Below are 24,941 nucleotides of genomic sequence, written 5' to 3' on the forward strand. Positions count from 1 at the left end.
AATGGGGCGCCGTTGCGCCTGGGTTACCAAGCCCGGTCGTTGAATGAGCAGCGACGCTCAAAGGCTAGTCCGGGTTCGACACGGAACAACGACAAAGACGTCGCAATTTATGTTCAGGCTGAGGGAGTTGGGAAGTATGCGTCTGGCCGTCCCATCCTGATGGCATTGTCAAGGCATGAACAACCTTCAGAGAGCTGTGGGGCACACCTCAATTGGCTCTGTAGAATATGGTGCATTGGGTGGAGGGAATTTTTAACATGCTTTTACTTTTAAGTCTTCGTGACGTTATCGAAGCCCTTGCGACATGTGATAGCAATAACGATGTCTGGAGCCGCTATTCATGGGTCTATGTCAAGGACGGAGCACCGCTGATCGAAGCTCGCTTTTACCTTTCTTCGCCCGAGGAAGAATCGAATAGCGTACCCGGCGAGAACGGTGAGGAAATGCCGGCCTTTGCCGTAGCGCACGGCCTTTCGTATTGCCTTGAAACTGCCAACTTTGTAGATGTACTGAGCGTACAGAAGCGTCAGCAGCCGCTCTCACAACTTGAGGACTATGCCGCTGCGCTTGAACACTACGCCGAGCGAGACGCCTTTCTAGATCGGGGCGAGTTCTACAGTGGTCGGTGCGTGGATCAACAGCCGTTGCCAGGCATTTCACGCGACTTTTTTCCCGAATACGATCTTCAGCTGGTTACGTGCCCGGCTGATCGCATCCGAGATGCTGCGCGCGTCATCGCTAAATTGCTGCACATAAGTGTGGCTGATGCTCTCGCGCGTTGCAGGAGGCTGCCGGTAATTCTAGGGGAACGCACCGACTCACAGGGGCGCGTGCGGATTGAGACACAATTCATCGCTCTTTCGTTGCCGCTGCAAATAACGACACACTGGCCGCTTGCCTGGCTTCCCGGAATTGATCCGTAAGAAGTCGATGAACGCGCACCGCAACTGAACATGTGCCCATCAGAAGTAATGGCTATGCGACACTGAGCATGCCAGCCACCTGCTCGGGCGGGCACCAGAGTAGACCACATGATATCCACTATCGGCATAAATCCGCTTTAACAGACCTTCCGTTGTCCCTAACGCGCCAATCAAAACCAGGTCTGTGGATAACGTCACAACAACCATCCTCCATCGCCAACCCCACCTACGCTTAGGTAGGATGTCCCCTCCTTTTCCCCGAGGCTCGCGTCATGTTCATCGGCGTCCTGCTGGTCATCACCTGGCTGATCCTGCTCCTGCGCTACCCGGCCAAAGCCCTGCCCGTGTCCCTGGCCGCTGCTTTCGGCCTGGCCCTGGTGGCCTGCTGGGTGGTCTGGCTGGACAACCGCGAAGCCCAGCAACTGGCGCGCCTGGAGCTGCGCCTGACCTACGCCCCCGACCACTGCCCCGCCGACCGCCCGCTAGAGGTCAAGCTCAACAACGGCAACAAGGTGCCCCTGGTCGAACTGCGCTGGCGGGTCGCCGCCTACGCTCCGGGGGATACGGTCAACCTCGCCGATAACCAATACAGCGCTCCACGCTATCGCGGCCCCGGCGAATTGCAGGCCGGCGCCAGCTGGCAGGACTGCCTGCCCCTGCCGCCGCTACGCCCGGGCTATCGCCCGCAAACCCTGGAGTTTCGCGCCGAGCGTTTACAGGGTAGTTTCTCCCACTGATTCCCTTTCCCATCGCCCAGCACAAGGACCGCGCCATGCCCGTAGCGTTGATCACTGGTTGTTCCAGCGGCATCGGCCGCGCCCTGGCGGATGCCTTCAAACAGGCCGGCTACACCGTCCTGCCCAGCGCCCGCAAGGCCGAGGACGTCGCCACTCTGCAAGCCGCCGGTTTCAAGGCCGTACAGCTGGATGTGAATGACGGCGCGGCCCTGGCCGCCCTGGCCGAGGACATCAACCAACAGCATGGCGGCCTCGATGTGCTGATCAACAATGCCGGCTACGGCGCCATGGGCCCGCTGCTGGATGGCGGCGTGGAAGCCATGCAACGCCAGTTCGAAACCAATGTGTTCTCGGTGGTCGGAGTGACCCGGGCGATGTTCCCGGTGCTGCGCCGCAGCCGTGGCCTGGTGGTGAATATCGGCAGTGTGTCCGGGGTGCTGGTGACGCCCTTTGCCGGTGCCTATTGCGCCTCGAAAGCCGCGGTGCACGCCTTGAGCGATGCCCTGCGCATGGAGCTGGCGCCGTTCGGTATCCGGATCATGGAAGTGCAGCCCGGGGCCATTGCTTCGAGCTTCGCCAAGAACGCCGGGCATGAGGCCGAGCAACTGCTCAACGAGCAATCGCCCTGGTGGCCGCTGCGCGACGGCATCCGCTCCCGGGCCAAGGCCTCCCAGGACAAGCCCACACCGGCCAGCGAATTCGCCGCCGGCTTGCTCAAGGCCGTGCAACAGCCCAACCCACCGCGCCTGGTGCGCCTGGGCAATGGCAGCCGCGCCCTGCCGCTGATGGCCAATCTGCTGCCCAAGGGTCTGCTGGAAAAAGGGCTGATGAAGCGTTTTGGCCTGAGCGCCAAGCTCTGAACATTCAACGCCGGGCATCCCGCGCATGATGGCGTTGCTTGCCGCGCCGATGCCCGCACTGCAATCGCAAGAAAGCGGCACCTCAAGCACAGAACGGCTGCCCCAGCCCTGCTCATGCCCTCTTGGCGCCCTCCCTATTACGCTTGAACCTCAGGGACTCTCCATTGAAATCTCGTAGCCTGCTGCCCTTGGCCATCTTCACACTGCTGCTGGGCTGCAATGCCTCGTCACCGGACGAAAAACTCAATGCCTCCCTGCCCGACCTGAGCCTCGAACAAATCCTGCCCAAGGTCGAGGCCAACCCCTACTGCACGCCGGACATGGACCGCGACTTGCTGCTCGGCCTCGGGATGCGACTGATCGATGAGGACGAGCTGCTGCATAGCTCAAGCCGTACCCTGCTGGCGAGCAAGGCAATCCAAATGGCCCGCAGTTGCCTGATCATGGCCGCCCCCCGCTCCACCGGCAGCCTGTGCATCCTGGGCGGGATTGTCGGTGCCAGGCAAAAGGACTATGACAAAAGCGAAGCCTTCAACTACATCGCTTATGCCGCCAGGCACAATGAGTCCTGCGCGGAAGCTGGCCTGTACGACATCTACAACGTCGGCAAGCTGGACCAGCCGCCGAACAAGGAATTGGCCATGGCCTGGCTGGAACGCGCCGCCCGCCACGGCGACCAGGACGCGCAACAGGAGATGCTGCGCAGCAGCGAGCAGGACAACCTCCCGCTGGCCTATGCCTGGGCCCGAACCCTCGATGACGCCCAGACGCTCGAAGCGCTGGAACGCAAGATGAGCCCTCAGCAGATGGCCGAAGGCGAGCAGCACTACACCCGGCTGCTCAGCCAGCTCACCCCCAAAAAGGATATCGAGCAGGCCCTGCGCCAGGACCTCATCGCCCTGGGCACGGGGGATCTGTACTACAGCTATCCGGAGGTGTTCGCGGGCATGTCGCCTGCGCAACGGCATGCGTTCGTGGCCCAGTTGGTGGACATGCAGGACCTCTACCCGAAGTTCCACACCCGCGGCCAAGTGGTCGCCTACGCCTTGATCTCGCGCCTGGTGCAAAGCACCGGACCGGCCGTGGACCTGTGGCAGGACCCGGCGCTGCATGCCTTGCTGGAGGACGATGACCTGAGCGTGGAAGACACCGTAGCCAAGGCCAAAACCATCCTGGCCAAGCGCAAGCCATAACCGGAGTGGCTGGCGCTATCGGGTTTTCAGCCGCGGCCCGACAGGGGCTGCGGTTTCGGTTGTACGCCCTCTCAATCCCAGTAGAATGCCCGCCCTTGAGCCCCAGGGTTCATGCAGCATGGAATCGCTGGCGTCGACACCCAAGCACGGACTTGCTCAGGCTCCCCCCTCTCCTGTCCCTGGCTGATTTCATGCGCGACTTCTTTCATTCGCCGATCAGGGAATACCCATTGAAATTGTTCAACGCGCTGCCACTGGCATTGGCTGTCCTGCTGGCGGCTTGCGCCACCACCGCTCCGGAAAACACCGAACCCAAAGTCCCCGAACTGAATGACACCTTGCCCAAGCTGACGCTGGACAGTGTCCTGCCCAAGGTCAGCGCCAACGAGTACTGCAACCCGGCCATGGACGCCGATGTGCTGTACGGCGCCGGTTACAAGCTCAACGAGATCGAGGACTACAAGAACGCCAAGAGCTGCTTCGCCATGGCCGCGCCGCACTACACCCGGGCCTTCTGCTACCTGTCCACCACCACCGACCAGGAAACGGACAAGCCCAAGGCCGAGCGCGACCGCGAGTCCTTCAACTACATCGCCTACTCGGCCTCGCAGAACGACTGGTGCGCCGAGTACGGCATGTACGCCACCTACTGGTTCGGCGACAAGGACATTCCCAAGGACCGCGAACTGGCCCTGCGCTGGCTGGAGCGCTCGGCGCTGCACGGCAACCCGGAACCGCAGCAGAGCCTGGCCGACGCCGCCGAAGAGGCTGGCGACCTGGTGAAGGCCTATGCCTGGCTGAAGATAATCGACAACACCGAGGACACCAGCCAGCTGGATGCCTTGAAAGGCAAGATGAACCCTGGGCAACTGGCCGAAGGCGAACAGCGCTTTGCCGACCTCAAGAAGCGCGTGACCAGCAAGCAGGTGATGTACGACGAGGCGCGGGATGAGGAAGTGGCGATTTTCTCGGCCGAGATCCACTTCGATCTCCCCGACCTGTTCAAGGGCATGACCACGGCCGAGCGCCAGGCCTTTGTCAAAGCCGCCATTGCCAAGGCCCGTGACAGCGGCCAGTTCAAGCTGCATTACGCGGTGACCCAGTACATCATCGTCTCGCGCCTGGCCCAGCAGCGTTACCCCGGTGTCGATGTGCTGCAGAACCCGAAGCTGGTGGCCACCATCAACAACGTCAACGACGGCCTGGAAGCGGCGGCGAAGAAGTCCCTGGCGATCATGCAGAAAAGCTACAAGTAACCGCCCCCTTGTAGGAGCTCATGCTGTTCACCTAACAAAAAACGGCGCCTGCTCAAGCTGAGTAGGAGCCGTTTTTTTTGGGCTGCGCAGCTCATTCCCCTGTGGCGAGGGAGCTTGCTCCCGCTGGGGTACGCAGCGCCCCCACTAGCGTCTAAGCGGTCAGCCTGATGAACCACGCCGCCAGGCTTTACGACCGCTTCGCGCCGGGGCGCCGGCCGGCCGAGCGGGAGCAAGCTGCCTCGCCACGACAGGCCTTGTCAGTACAACAAGCCCCCCCGCCGGAAAAACGCTTCGTTCAGCCGCTCAAGTGAACAGCATTACCTTGTGGAGCCAGCTCCTGCATAGGTCTAAGCCTATTGCGGCTCCTGGTTGACCACTACGGTGCAGGTGATGCCCGCCGCCAACAGCACGCCGTCCGGCACTTCGTCGATATGGATGCGCACCGGCACACGCTGGGCCAGGCGCACCCAGTTGAAGGTCGGGTTGACGTCGGCGATCAGCTCGCGGCTTTCCGGGTTGTCGCGGTCGTAGATGCCCCGGGAAATGCTCTCCACATGGCCCTTGAGCACCTGCCCGCTCATCAGCTGCATGTCGGCCTTGTCCCCCACGCGCACGTGGGGCAGCTTGGTTTCCTCGAAGAAGCCGTAGACCCAGAACGAGTTCATGTCGACCACCGCCATCTTCGCCTCGCCAATGCGCGCGTAGTCGCCACGGTGCACGTTGAGGTTGGTCACGTAGCCGTCCACCGCCGCCCGCACCTGGGTGCGTTTGAGGTTGAGTTCCGCCGCTTCCAGCTGGGCCTGGGCGTGCTGGTAGTCGGCCAGGGCCGAGTCGGCGATGTTGCCGGCGTCGTCGCGGTTCTCCTTGGAGATCACCAGGTTGTCCATGTCGGCGCGGCGCCGGGCGTTGACCTTGCGCATCTCCCAGGTGGCCTTCTTCGACGCCACCTGGGACTGCGCCTGCTTGACCGCGATCTGGTAGTGCTCGGGGTCGATCTGCATCAGCAGATCGCCCTTGCGCACCAGCTGGTTGTCCTTGACCGGCACGTCCACCACTTCGCCGGTGACGTCGGCAGCGACGTTGATGATGTCCGCGCGCACCCGGCCGTCACGGGTCCAGGGGGTGTACATGTAGTGCTCCCACAAGGTGCGGCCGATCCACAGGGCCAGGGCCAGCACGAGCAGGGTGGCGAGCAGGCTGAAAAACTTTTTCATTGGGCGAATCTCAACGGTAGACAGTGAGCGCCATGGCGCCGAACAGACAGCAGAACAGGCTCAGGCGCAGCAGCGCCGGGTGCCAGAAGAAGCGATACAGGTCATGGCCGGAAATGAACCGGTCCAGGGCCCAGGCCAGGGCCGCGGCGATGAAGAACATCAGGGTCATGGTGGGCATGTAAACGCCGTGGAAGGCGATTTCACGAGGCATGTTCAAGTCCTTGGGGTGCCGGCACCACCGGCTTGGCCACGGCATAGGCCGCCAGCGGCGATTGCGGATCGAGCAGTGACGTACGAATGAAGTGCAGGTAACTCTTGACCCGGCGCAGGGCCGAGGTGTCGAAGTGCGGGGCAAAGGGTTCGTCGGTGGCCTGGACCCGGCTGATGGCGTGGTCCACGGCGATCAGCCCGCGCTCCAGGTTGCTCTGGCTCGGTTGCAGGAATAGCCGCACCAGGGAACGCCCCATGACCCGGATCGCCTGGCGCCAGGGCTGGGATTCGGCATACGCCGGGTGCACCGGGAGGATCGCCTGTTCCTTGCGCAACTCGATGATGGCGTGGCCGACTTCCAGCACCACGAACATCCAGCGCAGCAGCTCGCTCTGCACCTTGGGCTGGCCCACCGCCAGGCCATAGGCCTGGTGCAGCAGGTCGCGGGTGCGACTCTCGAAGCTCGAGGCCAGGCCCTTGAGCTTGCCGCTGATGGCGTACACCACCTGGCCGCGCAGGTCCTGCTCCAGGCGGCGCCACAGCCAGCGGCTGTTGGGCGGCAGGATGATCGCCCCGGCCGCGGCGCAGACCAGCATGCCCATGACCATGGCGATGTAGTCGTTGATGAAGGTGTAGGGGTTGTAGACGGTCAGGTTGTCCGGCACCGAGCCGGTGCTGAAGAAGATCAGCAAGCCCAGGCCGACCCCGGCGTACTTGGGGCGCGAGGCCAGGAACGAGCCCAGCACGATCACCGGTGCCAAGGTCAGGCACAGCAACGGGAAGCCATCGAGCCAGGGGAACACGAAGAACATCTCGACGAAGCCCACCAGGGCGCCGATGAAGGTCCCGCAAGCCATCTGGAAGGCCATGCGCTTGGGGTTCGGCGTGGCCGCCGAGAGGCCGATGGTGGCAGCGGCGATCAGGGTCATGGTGGCGCCGCTGGGCCAGGCCGTGGCCACCCAGTAGCTGCCCAGCACCACCAGGACGAAGGCGGCGCGAATACCCGACGCGGCGCAGGCCAGCCAGTTGGTCTGCGGCGTGAAGGGCTCGTCCCAGCGCTCGCGCTCATGGCTGTGATCGGCCAGGGACGCATGGGTCTGGGCGTAGCTGTGCATCTCGTCGACGAAGCGGTACAGCAGCTCGTAGGCGGTGTGGAAATCCAGCTGCTCGGCATCGCTCGGGCCGGTCTCCTGGAACGCCGCGCGCAGATTGCGCACCTGGGCAGGCAGTTCACCCTTGTAGGCCGCCAACGCCGTGACCAGGCGAGCCGCATCGGGGCTGGTCAGGGCCCGGCCAGAGAAACCGTCCAGCAATTCCGCCAGGTCATAGAGCCCCGGCTTGATCGCCGCCACCACGTGATCGGTGCCGCTGCTGCGCAGGCGTTCAAGCAACTGGTGCAAGGCGTTGAAGCGCGTGGTAATGCCCATGAACTCGCTGTTCAAGCGACTCAGGCGACCGTTGCGCCTACGCATGTGCGGGTCTTCGAACACCGTGACGCTGCGCAGCCCTTCCAGGCCCACGGCCTCGGCGATGAAACGCACGTTGCTGCTTTCGAAAATGTCGCGCTGGCTGCGGCCGCGCAAGCCATCGGTGACGAACATCGCGAACACCCCGAAACGCTGGTACAGGGCGTTGCGCATGGCGGCGCTGGCGGTCTGCGGCAGGATCGCGGCGCTGACCAGGGTCGAGCAGAGAATCCCCAGGGAAATCTCCAGCACCCGCCATACCGCCGCCATGAAGGCGCCTTCCGGGTGGGCCAGGGCCGGCAGGCCGACCATGGCCGCGGTGTAGCCGGCCAGGACGAAACCGTAGGCGCGAAAGTTGCGGTAGCGCGCGGCACCGGCCGAGCAGATGCCGACCCAGATCGCCAGCGAGCCGAGGAACAGCTCGGTGTTCTGGGCGAACAGGGCGATCAGCGCCACCATCACTGCCGAGCCGGCCAGGGTGCCGAGAAAACGGTAGAAGCTCTTGGCGAACACCTGGCCGCTCTGGGGCTGCATGACGATGAACACGGTGATCATCGCCGTGCGCGGTTGCGGCAACTCCAGGCGCATGGCCAGCCACAGGGTGAGGAACGCGGCGGCCAGGACCTTGAAGATATAGACCCAGGTCACGCCGTCGCTGCGTGCCCAGTCGAAGAAACCCCGGCGCCATTCAAGGGAGTACAGCCAGCGCAAAGGGGCGGGCAAGGAAGTCATGGGAGCCTGCTTCAGTGGTCGAACACGGCCAGGGCCGCGGGAGTCTTGGGTGCCTCAAGGCGGTCTTGCGTGGGGACGTCGCGGCCGGCCTCAAGCCCGCCGCCCAGGGCCGTCACCAGGTCCGCCTGGACCGTCAGGCGCGCGGCCTGCACCTGCTGCTGCACCTGTTGCTGGTGGAACAGCAGGCTCTGGGCGTTGAGCACATTCAGGTAGTCGGTCAGGCCACGCTGGAAGGCCACGGTGGCGATGTCGTAGGTCTTCTGCGCAGCGGCCACCGACTCGGCGGCGAAGGCTTGCTGCTTGTCCATGGACTCGCGGCGGATCAGCTGGTCGGAGATGCTTTTCAGCGCGTCCACCAGGATCTGGTTGTACCTGGCCACGGCCATGTCATAGCCGGCCGAGGCTTCACCCAGTTGCGAGCGCAGGCGCCCGCCATCGAAGATCGGCAGGCTGATGGCCGGGCCGACGTTGTAGTTGAGCTTCTTGCCGGTGAGGAACTCCAGCGCCCCGCCACCGGTGGCCATGAAGCCGATGCTGCCCACCAGGTCGACGTTGGGGTAGAAACCGGCGTGGGCCACATCGATGCCGCGAGCCTGGGCCGCCACTTGCCAGCGGCTGGCGACCACGTCCGGGCGCTGCCCCAGCAGTTCGGCGGGCAGGGCCGAGGGCAGTTTCAGCGCCGCGCCCAGGGCCAGGCTCGGGCGCTGCAACTGCGCGCCCTCTCCCGGGCCCTTGCCGGCCAGGGCTGCCAATTGGTTGCGGGTCAGGGCAATTTCTTCGTCCAGGGCGTCCAGCTGGCGATGGGTTTCCGGCAGCGGCGCTTCGGCCTGGCTGACTTCGAAATGAGTGCCGATGCCGCCGTCCAGGCGCCGTTGCGCCAGTTCGAGGATCTGTTGCTGCTGCTTGAGGGTGGCGGCCACGATGTCGCGCCGAGCGAAGTGCAGGGACAGCTGGATATAGCTGCGCACCACGTTGTTCACCAGTTCCAGTTGCGCTTGACGGGCTTCGGCCACGCTCATGTGGGCCAGGTCCACGGCGCGCTCGGTGGCGTTGCTTTCCCGGCCCCAGAGGTCCAGGGCGTAACTGAAGCCCAGGGCGGCGTTGTTGTCCCAGGTGGTGCTGTTGGACAGCGCGCCGGGGCCATAGAACTGATCGGTAGGCCAGTTGTGGCGCTTGAGGGTGGCGTCGCCCTTGACCTGCAGCGACTCGGCCGATTCGGCAATGCCGGCCAGGGCCTTGGCCTGGCGCACCCGGGCGGCAGCCATGGCCAGGCTCGGGCTGCCCTGCACGGCCAGGTCGATCCAGCGGTTCAGCTGCGGGTCGCCATAGGCCTGCCACCACTGGGCACTGGGCCAGCGGGCATCTCGCGCGGCGCTCTGGATCGCCTCGTCGGTGGCCAGTGTATTAGCGGGAAGTGTCTTGCCCTGTGGGGCAATGCCTCCGGTTCCGATGCAGCCGCTGATTGCTAACGATAAAGCCCAAACACTGAGGGTCTTGAACCCTCTGCTGATGCGACGCGGCACTGCTGCGAATTCCTGAGATCGGGGGGAGAAGTACATCTCTCTTAGGCACCCGCTGGCCGGCGTTCCAGGCACCGCGATGGGCCTGGAGGCGCTTCACCGGCAAGCCGGGTCCTATAGATCGGCGCAATTCTAGGGTGGGCTCCGGTCGGCGATAAGCTGGGATTCCTGTGAATCTTTGTTACCGTAAACGCGATAATCCCTTGGTCGCCTATCCAAGCCCCCGTAACTTCGTGTCACAATTTGCAATCTCCCTTGAGAGCACCCCATGGACACCTTGCAAAACATGCGCGCCTTCAGTTGTGTCGCCGAAGCCGGCAGTTTCACCGCCGCGGCAGTGCAACTGGACACCACCACGGCCAACGTCTCGCGCGCCGTCTCCAATCTCGAGGCGCACCTGCAAACCCGCTTGCTCAACCGCACCACCCGGCGTATCGCCCTGACCGAGGCCGGCAAGCGCTACCTGCTGCGCTGCGAACAGATCCTGGCCTATGTGGAAGAAGCCGAGGCCGAGGCCAGCGACGCTCACGCCCGCCCCGCCGGCCAGCTGAAAGTGCACACCATGACCGGCATCGGCCAGCACTTCGTGATCGACGCCATCGCCCGCTATCGCAAGTCGCACCCGGACGTGACCTTCGACCTGACCATGGCCAACCGCGTGCCGGACCTGCTGGACGAGGGCTACGACGTGTCCATCGTCCTGGCCAGCGAACTGCCCGACTCGGGCTTCGTGTCCCAGCGCCTGGGCATCACCTACAGCATCGTCTGCGCCTCGCCAGCCTACGTGAAGGCCCACGGCTGCCCGCAGAAGCCCAGCGACCTGCTGCATCACGCCTGCCTGCGCCTGGTGAGCCCGGTAATTCCCCTGGAGAAGTGGACCTTCGACGGTCCCGAAGGCCAGGAAATGGTCACCATCAACAGCTCGCCGTTCCTGGTGAACTCGGCCGACGCCATGAAGGCCGCGATCATCAGCGGCATGGGCATTGGCGTGCTGCCGGTGTACGCCGCCATCGAGGCCCTGCGCAACGGCACCCTGGTGCGGGTCATGCCCAAGTACCGCTCCCAGGAGCTGAACCTGTACGCCATCTACCCGTCGCGCCAGTACCTGGACGCCAAGATCAAGACCTGGGTCGAGTACCTGCGCGGCTCCCTGCCGGAGATCCTCGCCGCGAACCAGGCGGAACTGGCCTCCTATGAGCTCAGCGGCACTCTGGCTGGCGCCCGTTCCGGCCACTGAACAGCGGCGCCCGGCCCCGGGATCGACGCCAGAAAAAGCCCATGGATCGGGCGGTTTAATGTTAGCTTGCTTGGCATTTTCTCCTGCCTGACGAGCCATTCCGCGATGAAAAAGACCGTACTAGCCTTCAGCCGCATCACTCCCGAAATGACCGAGCGCCTGCAACAGGACTTCGAGGTCATAGTGCCCAATCCCAAGCAGGGGGATATCAAGGCCCAATTCAACGAAGCCCTTCCCCGGGCCCACGGCCTGATCGGGGTCGGCCGCAAGCTGGGACGCGCGCAACTGGAGCACGCCACGCAGCTGGAAGTGGTGTCGAGCATCTCGGTGGGCTACGACAATTACGACCTGGACTACTTCAACGAACGCGGGCTGATGCTCACCAACACGCCCGATGTGCTCACCGAAAGCACTGCCGACCTGGCCTTCGCCCTGCTCATGGGCAGTGCTCGCCGGGTCGCCGAGCTGGACGCCTGGACCAAGGCCGGGCAATGGCAGGCCAGCGTCGGCCCGGCGCTGTTCGGTTGTGATGTGCATGGCAAGACCCTGGGAATCGTCGGCATGGGCAATATCGGCGCGGCCATCGCCCGTCGCGGGCGCCTGGGGTTCGGCATGCCGATCCTCTACAGCGGCAACAGCCGCAAGACCGCCCTGGAACAGGAGCTGGGGGCGCAGTTTCGCAGCCTCGAGCAGTTGCTGGCCGAAGCCGATTTCGTCTGCCTGGTAGTGCCGTTGAGCGAGCAGACCCGGCACCTGATCAGCCAGCGCGAACTGGCGCTGATGAAACCCGGCGCCATCCTGGTGAACATTTCCCGAGGCCCGGTGGTGGACGAGCCGGCGCTGATCGAAGCCTTGCAGAATGGCCGGATCCGCGGCGCCGGCCTGGATGTGTACGAGAAGGAGCCCCTGGCCCAATCGCCCCTGTTCCAGTTGAAGAATGCCCTGACCCTGCCGCACGTCGGCTCGGCCACCACCGAGACCCGCGACGCCATGGCCGACCGCGCCATGAGCAACCTGCGCAGCGCCCTGCTGGGCCAGCGCCCCCAGGACCTGGTCAACCCCCAGGTGTGGAAAGCCTGAGCCTGTAGCCGCTGTCGAGCCTGCGAGGCTGCGTACGAGGGCCCAGCCCTCGCAGGGCGGTGTGCCCGCCAGCAGGCTTGGCCTCGGCTACGCCGCCGTGCGCAGCTTCGCCAGCTCAGCAGCGGCTACAGGGCCTGCGAGGTCAGGCCGTTGCGCCCAGTTTCGCGGGTTTGGCGGCAGCGCCGGGTTTGCGAAAGACCAGGACGTTGCCCAGCATCACCAGGACCAGGCCGGCCAGCGCCGGGGCGGTCCACTGGTAGCCCTCCACCACCGCCGAAACATTCAGTGCCACCACTGGGAACAGCACGGTGCAATAGGCTGCCCGTTCCGGCCCCATGCGCCCGACCAGGGTCAGGTAGGCGGTAAAGCCGATCACCGAACCCGGAATCACCAGGTACAGCAACGAGCCGATATAGCGCGTGGTCCACTCCACGTCGAAGGCAATGCCCTGGAACAGGCAATACACCGCCAGCATCGTTGCGCCGTAGGCCATGCCCCAGGCATTGGTGGTCATGGGCTTGAGCCCGGCCTTCTGCTGCAGGCTGGACAGCATGTTGCCCGCCGAGAAGCACAGGGTTCCGAGCAATGCCAGGCCCAGGCCCAGCAGGGTCTGCGGGCTGGCGCTGTGGCCCACCAGCTCCGGCCAGAACAGCAGCCCCAGCCCGCCCCCCAGCAGCACGTTGCGGGCAATTTTCTGGCCGAAGAACACCCGCGCATTGAGGGCGTTCCACAAGGTGGCGGTGGAGAACACCACAGCCACCAGCCCCGAGGGCACCCACTGGCTGGCATGCAGGAAGCACATGAAGTTGATGCAGAACAGGCACAACCCCTGGGCCAGGCAGATCAGGTGGCCACGGCGGTTCATCGCCTGCAGCTTGCGACTGAGCAGGAGCATGACGAACAGCACCAGGGCCGCCAGGGCGAAGCGATAGACGATGGATACCGGAATCGCCACCACCCCCAGTTGCAGTTTCAGGGCGATCCAGGTGGTGCCCCAGATCAGCACGGTCAACAGGTACAGCGACAGGTTCATGGCACGGCTCCTTCTACAAGGAACACAGTCTCGCGCCTGTCCCGGACCCGGCGCTTGCACAAACTTGCGCTTTTTATCGGCACCGGGCTGGCAGCCCGCACGCGACGGGGTAGGATGCGAAACACCGGCAAATGAACCTCGCGATTCGACCATCATGTCCGCACTGGATAGCCTGCAAGTCTTCCAAGCCTTGAACCGCTCGCCCAACGCGCGCCTGGAGCACAGCGCCGAACTGGGTGACGGCCTGTGGGCGGCCTTGTGGAGCAATCACCACGACGCCCAGGAATACGCAGCGCCCAGCCATCACACCCTGTCCTGCTACATCGCCGGCGGCACCGGCACCTTTCGACGCGACCAGCCGGGGAGCAAGGGCGGGCCGGGCAAGTTGTGCATCCTGCCTGCCGAACACCAGTCAGCCTGGGTGATCAACGGCGACATCCGCCTGGCCCATGTGTATTTCAGCCCGCAGCAGTTCGCCCTGGGCTGCGTCACCCTGCTGGATCGCGAGCCCCGGGAACTGCAACTGCGCGAAAGCGTGTTCCTCGACGATCCACAGCAGACCTGGCGCTTCCGGCAGCTGATCAGGCTGAACTGGGACGAGCCCGGCGAGCGCCTGCTGACCAGCAGCCTGGCCCACGAGATGCTCGGCCATGCCCTGCTCAACCAGGCGGGCCTGCGCCAGGGTCTGCGCCTCAAGGGCGGCCTGGCTGCCCACCAGCGGCGCCTCTTGATGGACTACATCGACAGCCAGCTCGATACCCCCCTGAGCCTGGGGCAACTGGCCGGCCTGTGCGCCCTCTCCGAATACCACTTCGCCCGCATGTTTCGCCAAAGCTTCGGCCTGCCGCCGCACCAGTACGTGCTGGCCCGGCGCCTGGACCGGGCACGCCTGCTGCTGCGCAGCAGCACCCAGCCCCTGGGGGAGATTGCCCTGGCTTGCGGCTTCGCCAGCGCCAGCCACTTCACCAACCGCTTCCGCCAGGCCCTGGGCGGCACCCCGGGGGCGTATCGCCAGGCCTTCGCCGGCTGATCAGCGCCCCTCCTGCCCCACCTCAGAACTCCAGCGTGCTGGACAACGACACCTGCCGCGCATCGCCCATGGACACGAAGAACTTGCTCGCCGACGAGGTGTAGTAGGTCTTATCGAACAGGTTCTTCACGTTGAGCTGGAACTTGACCTTCTGCCCTTCGACCTTGGTGTCGTAGGTGGCGAAGGCATCGGCCACGGTGTAGCCCGGCAGGTCGAAGCTGTTGGGCGCATCCCCGGCACGCTCGCCGACATAACGGGCACCGGCACCGACCCGCAGGCGATCGCCACCGGTCAGGCTGCCGAAGTCGTAGACCGCCGACAGCGAGCCGGTGTTCTTGGCCACGTTCTGCAACCGCTTGCCTTTGTACTGGGTGTCCCTGGTCACCTCGGCGTCGGTGTAGGCGTAGCTGCCGATCAGGCTCCACTGGTCGGTGAGCTGCCCGGTCAGGTCCAGTTCCAGGCCCTTGGAGCGCACCTCGCCAGCGACGCTGGTAATGGTTTCGGTCGCCGTGGCTGTGGACACCAGCACGTTGCGCTTGGTGATGTCGAACAATGCCGCGCTGGCGGTGATGCGCCCCGGGATGTCGAGCTTGGCCCCCAGCTCCCAGGACTTGGCTTCTTCAGGCTCGATGGAGCCGTCCAGTACCGCGGTGCCACCGGCCAGGTCGGCGATGCTGGAGTTGGGCTTGAACGATTCGGTGTAGCTGCCATAGAGCGACAGCTGGTCGGTGTAGCGATACACCAGCCCTGCACGGGGCACGAACTTCTGCCCGTTGCTGTTGGTATTGACCCGGAACGGCCGGCCCTTGCCGGCGTACTGGTCGTACTCCTGGAAACGTCCGCCGCCCACCAGGATCCACTGGTCGGTAAGGTGGATGGCGTCCTGGAAGAACAGCGAGTCGCTGCGCAGCAGGTCAGTCTGGGCACTGTCCTTGTCACTGACCGTGGTGCCGGCCACTTCCCGGCCATAGACCGGGTTCTGGTAGTTGAAGGTGCCCAGGCTTTTCTGCCGGATCAGGTCGGCCCGATAAACCTTGCGGTATTCGTCGTCCAGGCCGAACACCAGGTCGTGCTGCATGCCTGCCAGTTGCACCTTGCCTTCGAGGCTGGCGGTGGCATATCGATCAGTGGTCAGGGCCCCCTGGGTGCCGTCCATGGAGCGGGTCAGGGTGCCATTGGCGTTCACCGCGCTCAGGCGCACCTGGCTGGCATCGTAGGTCTCGCGGTTCCAGCTGTAGCCAAAGTGGGCCTTCCAGTCGTCGTTGAGATCGTGATCGACCTCCAGGCGATACAGGTCCGAGCGCCCTTCCATGTTGTTGAACGGCTCGTCCAGGCGTCGGGTGGCGGGGATATCCAGCGGGTGATTGGTCTTGGGGTCGATGGCCGTGCCACGGTCGAACGGGGTCAGGAACTCACGATGCTCGTAGGCCAGCAGGACCTTGGTGCGCTCGCCGTACCAGGCCAGGGACGGCGCCACCAGGGATTCGCGACGAGTGCCGAAGTTGCGCCAGTAATCCTCGTCCTGGTGATCGACGATCAGGCGATAGGCCAACCCGGAATCACCGATCGGCCCGGTGGTGTCGAGGCTGCCACCGCTGCCGTTCTTGCCCGAGCCGTAGGTCGAGCCGCGCACCGTCAGGGCAGTGGATGGCTGCAGCTCGGGTTTCTTGCTGACGATGTTGATCACCCCGCCCGGGTCCTGGATGCCGTACAACAGCGATGAAGGCCCCTTGAGCACTTCCACCCGCTCGGCGGTGGCATTCAGGGCCCGGCCCTGCACCACCGGCATGCTGTCGCGCATGATCGAGCCGTTGCGATTGTCGCCAAAGCCGCGCAGCAGCACAGCGTCCTGGGTGCCGGCCAAGGTGTTGGTCTGGGTGATGCCGCTGACGTTCCTCAGGGCGTCGTCCAGGTTGCGCGGAGCCTGGTCCTTCAGGACCTGGGCCGGAACCACATTGATGATCTGCGGGATTTCCTGGTTCAGTGCCTGGCTGCGCGCCACCGAGGTGGTGGCCGGCGGCTGGTAGCTGGTGCTGTCATTCAGGCCCTGGGCCGTGACGCTGGTGGCGCCCAGGTTCAGGGCCGCCCCCTGGGGCAAGGGCTCCAGGACCAGGGTCCGGGCATCGCTGCGCCGGTAGCTCAAGCCAGAGTTGCCAAGCAAGCGCTCAATGGCCTGCTCGGCGCTGAACTGGCCATTGAGCGCCGGGGCGTTGAGGCCATAGGGCACATCGGAGGTGTAGACCACGCTGATGCCGGTGACCCGGGTGAAATCACTCAGGGCCTGGGGCAGTGGCTTGGCCGCGATGTCAAAGCGCAAGAGCGCGCTGTGCTGTTCGTTGCCGGTTTGCGCCGCCAGGGCGACCCCCAGGGGCAGCAGCGCCAACCCCGACACCGCCAGCGCGGATGCACCGAACCATCGTTTTACCGAACCGTTTGCCGCCGAATTTGCCCTGGACTTCATGCTTGAGACTCGTGTGTTGGAGCGCCGTGAATGCGAATTGATCGCACTTTCAAGCAGTACACGGATGCCGAGGACAAAGACCTCATCGGTTTTCTGAAAATATTTTCAGGCAGGTCAGCCGGAACCTGCGGCAGCGGCTACACGAAACAGGCTACAACCGCGCACCTGTAGCCGCTGCTGAGCCTGCGAAGCTGCGACAAGGTCCGCAGGACCTTCAACGTCCGACCGGCCAACCCAGAACCTGCGACAGCGGGTGCACGAAGCAGGTGCGGGGCCAGGCGCGTCAGTTGCTGCGCTGGATCCGTCCGGCACTGGCGCTGGAGCCCACCGGTGTGCCTTGCTGGTCCATGTCCTTGAGGTAAAGCAGCATCGCGTCCAGGTCGCTGACCCCGAGGTCGCTACGGTTCAGGCCGCTCTTGAACAGGCTGAAACGATCACCGCCATCGGCCAGGAAGCCATTCATCACCAGCCGGTAGCTGGCCTCGGCCTGCAGCGGCTTGCCGTTGAGGCGCACGCTGCCGGGTACGACACGGCTGTCCAGCGGGCGCTTGGCGTCCCAGCGATAGGTGAAGCCCTGGGAAACTTGCAGGATGTTGGCATCGTCCGCGCCCTTCCATTGCTGGTTGAGCACCTGCTCGATCTGCCGACCGGTGAGGTCGAAGGCGATCAGGTTGTTGTTGAAGGGTTGCAGGGTCGCCAGCTGCCCGTAGTTGACCCGGGTCTGCCCCGGCTCCAGGGCCAGGTCGCTGCGAATGCCACCGGTGTTCATGAAGGCGACCTGCGCACCATTGGCCCGGCCGCCGGCCAAGTGGGCATCGGCGATCAGGTCGCCGATGGGCATTTCCCCGGCCGCGTCGGCGCGCCGGGCAATCGGCGAGGCGGCAATCGCCCCCACCGGTTTGAGCAGTACCTGATTGCTCCGCGCCTCGACCTCCTGTTGCAGCTGCGCCAGGGTCGGGTCCTGTGGATAACGTGCCGGGTCAGCTACCAGGTTGAGGGCCTGGATGCTCGCCACCCGGTGCTGGCCCGGGGTCACTTGCAGGGTCAGGTGGGTCAGCAGGTGGCCGTAGGAATTGCCCTGGGTCACCAGCAGCGGCCCGACCTTGCACAGGTAGCCCTGGTGCGAGTGGGCGCTGATCAGCACGTCCACCGCGGGGTCCAGGCGCTTGGCCACGTCGACGATATCGCCACCGAGCTGCGAGCAGTCCTGCTTGTCGAAAGGTTCCGGGGTCGCGCCGCCCTGGTGCACCACGGCGACGATGGCGTTGGCCCCCTGGGCATGCAGCTCGGGGATCAGCCTGTTGATGGATTCGGCTTCATCGGCCACCTGCAACCCGCGCATGCCCTTGGCGCTGACCACCGAGGCCACGTCCCGCAGCACCGCGCCGACAAAGGCCACCTTGACCCCGCGCACCTCCTCGATGCGGTAGGCCGGCAGCAACGGCTTGCCGGTGTCGCTGTCCATCAGGTTGGCCGCCAGGTAGGGGAAACCGCTGCCCGGGTAGTTCGGGCGAAACTGGCAGGCCTTGTCCGGACGGGGCGACTGGCAGCCGCCATTGAGCTGGCGCAGGAACTCGGCCTTGCCGTTGTCCAGTTCGTGGTTGCCGATGGCACTGAGCTTCATGCCCATCTGGCGCAGGGCGTCCAGGGTCGGCTCGTCGGCCCACATCGCCGACAGCGGCGGGCTACCGCCCACCAGGTCGCCGGCGCCGATGAACAGCAGCTGCGGGTCCTGCTGGCGCAGTTGGGTAAGCATGCCGCCCAGGGTGGCGATGCCGCCGGCCTGCAGTTTGCGCACGCCGCCCGGGGCCTGGGGATCCTTGTAGCTGAAGGGGTTGGCTTGCAGGTAACCGTGCAGATCGTTGATGGCGACGATGTTCACCGCCACCGGTTGCGGTGGCTGAGACAGCGAGCTGCAACCGGCCAGGGTGACCAGGGCCAGGGTCAGTGCCCCCAGCAACCGGGGCGTGGGACGAAGACGGGACATGGAAAAAATCCTTGGAAAGTCGACGAAAAAAAAGCCGCCGGCGAAAGCCGTGAACGCTCGACCAAGGAGGCTGGGGAACACCACCCGCCTGGTCGTCGCTCACAGCCTGCGCCAGCGGCTACAGGCTAGGCCATCAGGCAGGTTGCAGGCTGCCGTGGATCGCTTGCGGGGCTGGCGGGGCCTTCAGGGCGGTGCCCATGCCGGCACGCAGCAGGAGGATCTTCAGGTGGTCGGTGATGCGCTCGACCCGATCCTGGAAGTGGTTGTGGAAGATCATGCTGCCCAGGGCAATGGCGATCCCCAGGGCCGTGGCGTACAGCGCGGTGCCAATGCCCTTGGAGACTTCGCCCGGATCGGAGACACCGGTCTCGGCCAGGGCCTTGAAGGTGTCGATGATCCCCAGGATGGTGCCCAGCAGGCCCAGCAGCGGCGCTGCGGTGACCACGGTTTCCAGCAGCCACAGGCCATGCATCAGCTTGCTGCGGGTGGCGATGTAGATCGATTCGCTGAGGTCTTCCAGGTCCTTGTGGCTGGCCAGCCCCTGCTTGTGGGCGAACAGCTCGGCGACCATTTCCAGGGGCAGGCTGTTGCGCTCGCGCAGCTCGGCGGGCAAGTCGTCGACGCTGTGCATCTTGGGGTTGAGCACGGTCTCCAGTTTCTTCGCCTGGCGCAGGCTGAAGCTGAAGTAGATGCCCCGCTCCACCGCGATGAAGGCGGCAATCGCGGCCGCACCATACATGGTGTAGAAGGTGATGTCGTGCAGCAGATTCATGTCCATCGTCATGTCCTCTTGTGCCTGAAACAAATCAGAACGCAGCTTCCAGGGAGACCATCGCGGTCCGCTCCTCGCCGACGTTGTAGTAGGCGGTGCTCGGTGCCAGGCCATTGGTCTTCACCGAGTTGAACGACACGGTGCGGGTCGAGGCCAGGTATTCCTTGTCGAACACGTTGAGCATCGAGAAACGCAGGGTCGCGGACTTCAGCACCTTCTTGTCCACTGGCAGGTGGATACCGGCGTTGAGGTCGAACACGGTGCGCCCGGAGATCTTCTCGTCGTTGGTCAGGTCGCCGTAGAAGGCACCGACGTACTTGCCGACGACGTTGCCGTAGTAGCGCGAGTCGTCGTAGCCCAGGCTCAGGTTGAACATGTTTTCCGGCACGTTGACCAGTTGCTTGCCGGAGGTCGGCAGCAGCACGTTCTTGTTGGTCAGGTCATCCATCTGCTCGGACTTGGTGTAGGTGTACGAGGCGTAGTAGTTGAAGTTGTGCGGTAACAGGCCGCTCCACTCCAGCTCCAGGCCGCGGTTCTTCACTTCGCCGACGTTGGCCACGACGTAATCGCCATTGAGATCGGTGGTGGAGATCTGCCGGTCCTTGAAGGTGATGTAGAACAAGGTCGCGCTCAGCGCCATCTTCTCTTCGCTGTAGCGCCAGCCCAATTCCTGGTTCCAGCTCAGCTCGGGTTTCAGGCTGATCGAATCACCCTTGTTGTAGAGCACGTAGTTGGGCGGCGTGCGCATGTTGCGGGTGACGTTGTAGAACGCCTGGTTGTTCGGGTCGATCTGGTACTTGGCGTTGAAGCTGGGCAGGAACTGGTGATAACGCACGTTCCGTTTTTCCGCCTTGTCGGTCAGGCTGCCGAGGTTGTTGCCGTCACGTTCCACGTACTGGTAGGCCAGGGCCCCGGTGAGGGTCAGGTCCGGGGTCGCCTGCCAGGTGTCCTGTACCCAGAGTTTCTGCGCCGGGGTCACGGTGTACTGGTGCCGGCCCTGGACCGTGGTGCCATTGCGGTCCACCAACTGGTCGGAGCCGTTGTAGTCGCCCCAGACGTTCTCCGGCGCCCCGTTGGCCTTGATCCCGATGAAGGGCTGGGTCTGGCGCTGGCGGGCGCGCTCGTACCAGTAGCCGACGTCCAGGCTGTGTTCTTCGTTGAGGTCCCACTTGAGCTTGGTGGTCATGCCGGGGCGCCAGGTCTCGGTCCAGGATGGCCGGTAGTAGGTGCCGCTGGGCAATCCGCTCAGGTCGTAGTTGCCAGCCCTGCTGGAGGTGCTGGACAGGGTGGTGGCGGTCTGGCCACTGAAGCTGCCGCCGTTGGACCACACGTAGTACGGGTTGAAGGTCAGGCTCAAATCGTCACGCAGCTGGAAGCGCTGGGTCACCGAGGCGGTCACGCTCTCGAAGGGGTTGCGGTTGAGCTTGTAGGACTGGGACACGCTGCCGTTCTTGAACACGGTGCTTTCCGAGTAGTCCACGCGCCGGCCCTGGCTCTGGAACTGGCCCTTGCTGACGCTGTTGTAGTTGTAGTTTTCCTGCTTGTTGTACTTGAGGATGGCATTGGTGGAGTTGCCGTTGCCGTCTTCGAACAGGGTGTTCCATTCGATCTTGTCGGCACGCAGGGTGCCCTTGCCCTTCCACTTGTCGCCTTCGGTGTGGGAGGCCGAGACCCAGGTCTTGAAGCCACCCAGGTCGCCGGTGTTCAGGCGGGCGAAGGATTTGCGCAGGTTGTTGGAACCCACCGACTGCTTGACGAACACCCCGAAGTCCTTGGTCGGGCGCGCGGTCACCAGGCCGATGTTGCCGCCACTGGAGCCGATGTGCGGGCCGTCGGCTTCGGACGAACCCTGGGTGACGAAGACTTCGCTGAAGTTCTCCGAGTCGCCCATCAGGTTCGGGTAGATGCTGTAGTCCCCCGAGTCGTTGATCGGGAAGCCATCGGAAGAGAGCCCGACCTGGTCGGAGTTCATCCCGCGCATGGTGAAGCTGGTGCCGCTCAGGCCGGTGGCATCAGTGCTGGAAACGTTGATCCCCGGGGTGTACTTGAGCTTGTCCACGGCGTTGGCGGTGGGCGCCATCTGGTCCATGGCTTCCTTGGTCACGGTGGAGCGGCCCTTGGCGCTTTCCTCCTTGATCATGTGGCCATTGCCCAGGGTCTGTTTACCGGTCACGTTCACCGCGCCGACATCCACGGTATCGTCGGCCAGAACCAATGGCGCAAAACTGCCCAGGCCCGATGCCAGAAGCAGGGCATAAAGTTTATTGATCTTCACGGGTCAATCCCTTGCTTACAACTTTCGTTAATAGGTGATGGGTTATTCCACGTTGTAGCTAAAGGTCGCGGTGAACCGTTGCTTGTTCTTGCCCGAGAAGGCGTCCGCCGGGAATGGCGAGACCTTTTCCACGCGGCGCAAACTGGTTTGTGCGGCACGGTTGAGCAACATGTTCGGCGCCTTGTTTTCGATGCCACTGTCGAGCACGTTGCCGGCCCGATCGACTTCCAGCCAGATCACCACATCGCCCTGGGGACGTTGCAGCGAGGCCTCGCGGCCACTGGGGTATTGCTTGTGCTTTTCCAGTTCCTTGCGCAAAGCGGCGGTGTACAGACTTTCCTTGATGGCACTGGCTGGCGCCGCGGGTGCGGAAGCCGGGGCCGGTGCAGGGGCCGGTGTCGCCACCGGTTTGGGCGCTGCGGCCACCGCGGGCTGCGGTGCTGCAGGGACGCTCTGGGCCACCGGGGCCGAGGCCGGCTTGGGTGGCAAAGGCTTGGCGACCATGGGCTTGGGCACCACGGGCTTGGGCTTGACCACAGGCTTGGGCTTGGGCGGCTCGATCACCAGCGGTTCGGTTTCCGGCTCCACCACGGGCGGTTCGGGTTCGACGGGCAACGGTTCGGGCGCAGGCGGTGGTGGTTCAGCCACCGCCAACAGCTCGCTGGCATCGACCAGGGCCACCTCCACCGTGCTTTCGTCGTACACCGGCATGATCTGCAATCGCTGCAGCTGGCTGCTGTAGATCACCAGCAGCAACAGGCCGGCCGGCAACAGGCACGCCAGCAGCTTGCGGGTTCTATAGAGACTGAACATGGCGTCAGGACTTGCGCGTGGCGATGGAGACGGAAGAGAAGCCATTGCCCTTGAGCAAGTCCATCACCGAAACCAGGCGTTTGACCTCGACGCCCTGATCGCTGTTGATAATGATCACCAACTTTTCACTGCCGGTATTGAGCACCTTGAGCTGTGCCAGCAGGGCACTTTCGTCCAGGTCCTGGCCATCGAGTTGCAGGCGCTCCTGCAGGCCCAAAGTGATGACGGCCTTGTTTTGCGGTTTCAACTGCTGCGCGGTACTGGCGACCGGCAATTGGGTCTTGATCCCCACGGCGGGGATCACGTTGAGACTGATGAGTACGAAGAACACCAGGAGAAACATCATCACATCGATCATCGGGATGATTTCGATATGGGCCTTTTTCTTTTTAGCGACATCCCAGCTGCGCATCGATTTGCTCCTGCTTCAGCCATCCCTCCCCTACGAGAGCTGAATCACAACCCTCTCCGATCCTGACCATGTGCTCAGGAATGCGCAGATCATCCGCGCCTCGTGTAACGGTTTAGTGACAGAACGGAGTGATATCGATGAATGTTCGGGAGCTCTGGAACAAGGCTCTCAGCGCAGGACGACGAGCCTGCCGAAAATCTGGTGCTGTTTGAAACCCAGCACCGCCTGCAGGGAGTCGAGGACCGCTTGCGGGTCCTTGCTGGAGAAACTGCCACTGATGCGCCGCGCCGCCAGCTCATCGTTGAGCAGCAGGATGCGCCCCGGGAAGTAGCGCTGCAGGTCCTGGACCACCTCGGCCAGCGGTGCGTGGTAGTAGTTCAACCAGCCCTCGCGCCAGGCCAGTTGGGCTTCGCTGTCGGTTGTGTGCAACGGGGCGGCCTGCCCCTGGCCGTAGGCCACTTGCTGGCCGGCGCCAAGCACTTGCTGCGCCGCCCCCCGGGACGGCGTGACCCCGACCCGCCCGGACAACACCGTGACCTGCGCGCCCCGGGGTTGCAGGCAAACTTCGAACTGGGTGCCCAGGACATGGGCCTCGCCCTGCTCCGCCGTGACCACGAACGGCTGGCCGGTGTGGCTGACGCTGAAGAAACCGGCGCCACGGCGCAGTTGCACCTGCCGCTGGCCATGGCTGAAGTCCACGGCAATGGCGCTGTCGGCGTCCAGGGTCACTTCGCTGCGGTCGGCCAGGGTCACGGTGCGTACCTGGCCCGGTGCCGAGACGTAGTCGGCGCCCAGGTCATCGACCCAGCGTCCCGGCTGCCAGCCGGCGCCCAGGGCCACCGCCAGCAGCACACTGGCGGCCATCGCCAACCCCACCGCTGTGCGGCGCCGGCCCCGGCCCCGAGCCGCCTCCATGCGATGCAGCAGGCCGTGCAGGGCCTGGGCGTCTTCCGCGGCCAGGGTCCGCGCCGGCTGTTCGCTCAACTCCCACACCACCTGGGCCTGGGCATAGGCCTCGACATGGGCCGGATCGGCTTGCAGCCACTGGCTGAAGGTGGCCTGGTCGCCGCTGCTGGGCCGGTCGTGGAGCAGGCTCAGCCAGGCCAGGGCAGCCTGTTCCTGGGCGGGCGTCGGGATGACGATGGAGCGCTGGTTCACGGGGCATTCCTTGGCGTGCGCGGGGTCGAGGGGTCCCGCAGGCTGGCCTTGCAGGCTTCGAGGGCGCGCATCATATGTTTTTCCACGGCGCTTTGGGACAGGCCCATCGCCTTGGCGATCTCGGCGTACTTGCGCCCATGGATGCGGTTGAGCAGGAAGATCTGCCGGGTGCGCTGGGGCAGGCTGCGCAGGGCCGCCTCGACATGGCGCAGGTCATTGCCGGCTTCCAGCACGGCCTGTGGCTCGAGGCCCTGCTGATCCTGTTGCTCGGGCATCCAGCCTTCGCTGACCCGGACTCGCGCGCCCTCGCTGCGCAAGTGGTCGATGGCGATGTTGCCAGCGCAGCGCAACAGGTAAGTGCTCAGTTCCTCGACCTGGATCAGGGGGCGACGCCAGAAACGCAGGAACAGGTCCTGCACCAGATCAGCGGCGGTGGCCCGACAGCCGACACGGCGACTGACAAGGGCCTCCATCTGCGTACGTTGGGACAGAAACACCTGGAGAAAATGCGCGCGGCTGCCTCGTGGATCGGGCCCATCCGGTTCTCGGGATTGCGGGGGCAAGACATCCAT

The 24,941-nt window shown here is 64.4% G+C and carries 21 protein-coding genes; 8 read left to right on the forward strand and 13 right to left on the reverse strand.

The genetic code is table 11. The features are described 5' to 3' along the window. The first annotated feature begins 257 nt into the window (after positions 1-257). The 5 genes from LGQ10_RS13995 to LGQ10_RS14015 all read left to right on the forward strand — a co-directional run bounded on the left by LGQ10_RS13995 (position 258) and on the right by LGQ10_RS14015 (position 4,969). Positions 258-923, forward strand: a complete 666-nt coding sequence (locus tag LGQ10_RS13995; RefSeq protein ID WP_226525892.1) for a hypothetical protein — start codon at positions 258-260, stop codon at positions 921-923. A gap of 272 nt (positions 924-1,195) precedes the next feature. After that, positions 1,196-1,660, forward strand: coding sequence for a hypothetical protein (locus LGQ10_RS14000; RefSeq protein WP_058436884.1), 465 nt, complete (start codon positions 1,196-1,198; stop codon positions 1,658-1,660). 35 nt (positions 1,661-1,695) lie between these two features. Further along, entirely contained in the window at positions 1,696-2,520 is an 825-nt protein-coding gene (locus LGQ10_RS14005; RefSeq protein WP_226525893.1) for an SDR family oxidoreductase, read from the forward strand. Between the two features lie 164 nt (positions 2,521-2,684). After that, a complete protein-coding gene (locus LGQ10_RS14010) occupies positions 2,685-3,713 on the forward strand; it encodes a sel1 repeat family protein (RefSeq protein WP_226525894.1) in 1,029 nt (342 codons plus the stop codon). A gap of 230 nt (positions 3,714-3,943) precedes the next feature. After that, positions 3,944-4,969: a sel1 repeat family protein gene (locus tag LGQ10_RS14015; protein WP_226525895.1), complete on the forward strand. Its 1,026-nt coding sequence runs from the start codon at positions 3,944-3,946 to the stop codon at positions 4,967-4,969. 353 nt (positions 4,970-5,322) lie between these two features. Here the strand turns inward: LGQ10_RS14015 and LGQ10_RS14020 are convergent, their stop codons facing one another. Genes LGQ10_RS14020 through LGQ10_RS14035 form a run of 4 tightly spaced genes read right to left on the reverse strand, consistent with a single transcriptional unit; the run spans position 5,323 to position 10,114 of the window. Then, a complete protein-coding gene (locus tag LGQ10_RS14020; protein ID WP_226525896.1) occupies positions 5,323-6,183 on the reverse strand; it encodes an HlyD family secretion protein in 861 nt (286 codons plus the stop codon). A 10-nt stretch (positions 6,184-6,193) separates the two neighbouring features. Next, positions 6,194-6,394 (reverse strand): DUF1656 domain-containing protein, encoded by a 201-nt coding sequence (locus LGQ10_RS14025; RefSeq protein WP_058438165.1) that lies wholly within the window; start codon positions 6,392-6,394, stop codon positions 6,194-6,196. Further along, positions 6,384-8,591: an FUSC family protein gene (locus tag LGQ10_RS14030; protein WP_226525897.1), complete on the reverse strand. Its 2,208-nt coding sequence runs from the start codon at positions 8,589-8,591 to the stop codon at positions 6,384-6,386. The genes LGQ10_RS14025 and LGQ10_RS14030 overlap by 11 nt, the downstream gene beginning before the upstream one ends. 11 nt (positions 8,592-8,602) lie before the next feature. After that, positions 8,603-10,114, reverse strand: coding sequence for an efflux transporter outer membrane subunit (locus tag LGQ10_RS14035; protein WP_226525898.1), 1,512 nt, complete (start codon positions 10,112-10,114; stop codon positions 8,603-8,605). A gap of 265 nt (positions 10,115-10,379) precedes the next feature. On the opposite strand from LGQ10_RS14035, the gene LGQ10_RS14040 reads away from it, so the two are divergent. Both LGQ10_RS14040 and LGQ10_RS14045 read left to right on the forward strand, forming a co-directional pair. Beyond that, positions 10,380-11,348 carry a LysR family transcriptional regulator gene (locus tag LGQ10_RS14040; protein WP_226525899.1) on the forward strand — a complete coding sequence of 323 codons (969 nt, stop codon included), beginning with the start codon at positions 10,380-10,382 and terminating at the stop codon, positions 11,346-11,348. A 105-nt stretch (positions 11,349-11,453) separates the two neighbouring features. Further along, positions 11,454-12,428, forward strand: coding sequence for a 2-hydroxyacid dehydrogenase (locus LGQ10_RS14045; protein ID WP_226525900.1), 975 nt, complete (start codon positions 11,454-11,456; stop codon positions 12,426-12,428). Between the two features lie 142 nt (positions 12,429-12,570). On the opposite strand, the gene LGQ10_RS14050 is transcribed toward LGQ10_RS14045, so the two are convergent. Then, positions 12,571-13,461, reverse strand: coding sequence for a DMT family transporter (locus LGQ10_RS14050; protein ID WP_226525901.1), 891 nt, complete (start codon positions 13,459-13,461; stop codon positions 12,571-12,573). Between the two features lie 154 nt (positions 13,462-13,615). On the opposite strand from LGQ10_RS14050, the gene LGQ10_RS14055 reads away from it, so the two are divergent. After that, on the forward strand, positions 13,616-14,491 hold the full coding sequence (locus LGQ10_RS14055; protein ID WP_058434687.1) for a helix-turn-helix domain-containing protein: 876 nt from the start codon (positions 13,616-13,618) through the stop codon (positions 14,489-14,491). Between the two features lie 22 nt (positions 14,492-14,513). Here LGQ10_RS14055 and LGQ10_RS14060 read toward each other — a convergent pair whose 3' ends face one another. From LGQ10_RS14060 to LGQ10_RS14095, 8 genes are all read right to left on the reverse strand, one after another. Then, positions 14,514-16,952: a TonB-dependent siderophore receptor gene (locus LGQ10_RS14060; protein ID WP_226525902.1), complete on the reverse strand. Its 2,439-nt coding sequence runs from the start codon at positions 16,950-16,952 to the stop codon at positions 14,514-14,516. Between the two features lie 283 nt (positions 16,953-17,235). Continuing rightward, the gene (locus tag LGQ10_RS14065; protein WP_226525903.1) at positions 17,236-18,939 is read right to left on the reverse strand and encodes a bifunctional metallophosphatase/5'-nucleotidase; all 1,704 of its coding nucleotides are present in this window, start codon (positions 18,937-18,939) and stop codon (positions 17,236-17,238) included. Positions 18,940-19,072: 133 nt separating this feature from the next. Further along, the gene (locus LGQ10_RS14070) at positions 19,073-19,717 is read right to left on the reverse strand and encodes a MotA/TolQ/ExbB proton channel family protein (RefSeq protein ID WP_058436821.1); all 645 of its coding nucleotides are present in this window, start codon (positions 19,715-19,717) and stop codon (positions 19,073-19,075) included. Positions 19,718-19,745: 28 nt separating this feature from the next. After that, positions 19,746-21,986, reverse strand: a complete 2,241-nt coding sequence (locus LGQ10_RS14075) for a TonB-dependent receptor family protein (protein ID WP_226525904.1) — start codon at positions 21,984-21,986, stop codon at positions 19,746-19,748. Between the two features lie 42 nt (positions 21,987-22,028). Further along, on the reverse strand, positions 22,029-22,799 hold the full coding sequence (locus LGQ10_RS14080; RefSeq protein WP_226525905.1) for an energy transducer TonB: 771 nt from the start codon (positions 22,797-22,799) through the stop codon (positions 22,029-22,031). A 4-nt stretch (positions 22,800-22,803) separates the two neighbouring features. After that, complete coding sequence (locus LGQ10_RS14085; protein WP_058434000.1) at positions 22,804-23,211, reverse strand: ExbD/TolR family protein; 408 nt, start codon at positions 23,209-23,211, stop codon at positions 22,804-22,806. Positions 23,212-23,379: 168 nt separating this feature from the next. Continuing rightward, on the reverse strand, positions 23,380-24,369 hold the full coding sequence (locus LGQ10_RS14090; protein WP_226525906.1) for a FecR family protein: 990 nt from the start codon (positions 24,367-24,369) through the stop codon (positions 23,380-23,382). After that, positions 24,366-24,941: an RNA polymerase sigma factor gene (locus tag LGQ10_RS14095; RefSeq protein ID WP_226525907.1), complete on the reverse strand. Its 576-nt coding sequence runs from the start codon at positions 24,939-24,941 to the stop codon at positions 24,366-24,368. Before LGQ10_RS14095 ends, LGQ10_RS14090 begins: the two co-directional genes overlap by 4 nt.

Origin of the sequence: Pseudomonas sp. L5B5 (genome assembly GCF_020520285.1) — a bacterium.
Lineage (GTDB): Bacteria > Pseudomonadota > Gammaproteobacteria > Pseudomonadales > Pseudomonadaceae > Aquipseudomonas.

Bases quoted from the DNA above. Each gene is read 5' to 3' on its own strand.
- LGQ10_RS13995 (WP_226525892.1), top strand. From the start codon at position 258: ATGCTTTTACTTTTAAGTCTTCGTGACGTTATCGAAGCCCTTGCGACA.
- LGQ10_RS14000 (WP_058436884.1), top strand. From the start codon at position 1,196: ATGTTCATCGGCGTCCTGCTGGTCATCACCTGGCTGATCCTGCTCCTG.
- LGQ10_RS14005 (WP_226525893.1), top strand. From the start codon at position 1,696: ATGCCCGTAGCGTTGATCACTGGTTGTTCCAGCGGCATCGGCCGCGCC.
- LGQ10_RS14020 (WP_226525896.1), bottom strand. From the start codon at position 6,183: ATGAAAAAGTTTTTCAGCCTGCTCGCCACCCTGCTCGTGCTGGCCCTG.
- LGQ10_RS14025 (WP_058438165.1), bottom strand. From the start codon at position 6,394: ATGCCTCGTGAAATCGCCTTCCACGGCGTTTACATGCCCACCATGACC.
- LGQ10_RS14030 (WP_226525897.1), bottom strand. From the start codon at position 8,591: ATGACTTCCTTGCCCGCCCCTTTGCGCTGGCTGTACTCCCTTGAATGG.
- LGQ10_RS14040 (WP_226525899.1), top strand. From the start codon at position 10,380: ATGGACACCTTGCAAAACATGCGCGCCTTCAGTTGTGTCGCCGAAGCC.
- LGQ10_RS14045 (WP_226525900.1), top strand. From the start codon at position 11,454: ATGAAAAAGACCGTACTAGCCTTCAGCCGCATCACTCCCGAAATGACC.
- LGQ10_RS14050 (WP_226525901.1), bottom strand. From the start codon at position 13,461: ATGAACCTGTCGCTGTACCTGTTGACCGTGCTGATCTGGGGCACCACC.
- LGQ10_RS14055 (WP_058434687.1), top strand. From the start codon at position 13,616: ATGTCCGCACTGGATAGCCTGCAAGTCTTCCAAGCCTTGAACCGCTCG.
- LGQ10_RS14060 (WP_226525902.1), bottom strand. From the start codon at position 16,952: ATGAAGTCCAGGGCAAATTCGGCGGCAAACGGTTCGGTAAAACGATGG.
- LGQ10_RS14065 (WP_226525903.1), bottom strand. From the start codon at position 18,939: ATGTCCCGTCTTCGTCCCACGCCCCGGTTGCTGGGGGCACTGACCCTG.
- LGQ10_RS14070 (WP_058436821.1), bottom strand. From the start codon at position 19,717: ATGGACATGAATCTGCTGCACGACATCACCTTCTACACCATGTATGGT.
- LGQ10_RS14080 (WP_226525905.1), bottom strand. From the start codon at position 22,799: ATGTTCAGTCTCTATAGAACCCGCAAGCTGCTGGCGTGCCTGTTGCCG.
- LGQ10_RS14085 (WP_058434000.1), bottom strand. From the start codon at position 23,211: ATGCGCAGCTGGGATGTCGCTAAAAAGAAAAAGGCCCATATCGAAATC.
- LGQ10_RS14095 (WP_226525907.1), bottom strand. From the start codon at position 24,941: ATGGATGTCTTGCCCCCGCAATCCCGAGAACCGGATGGGCCCGATCCA.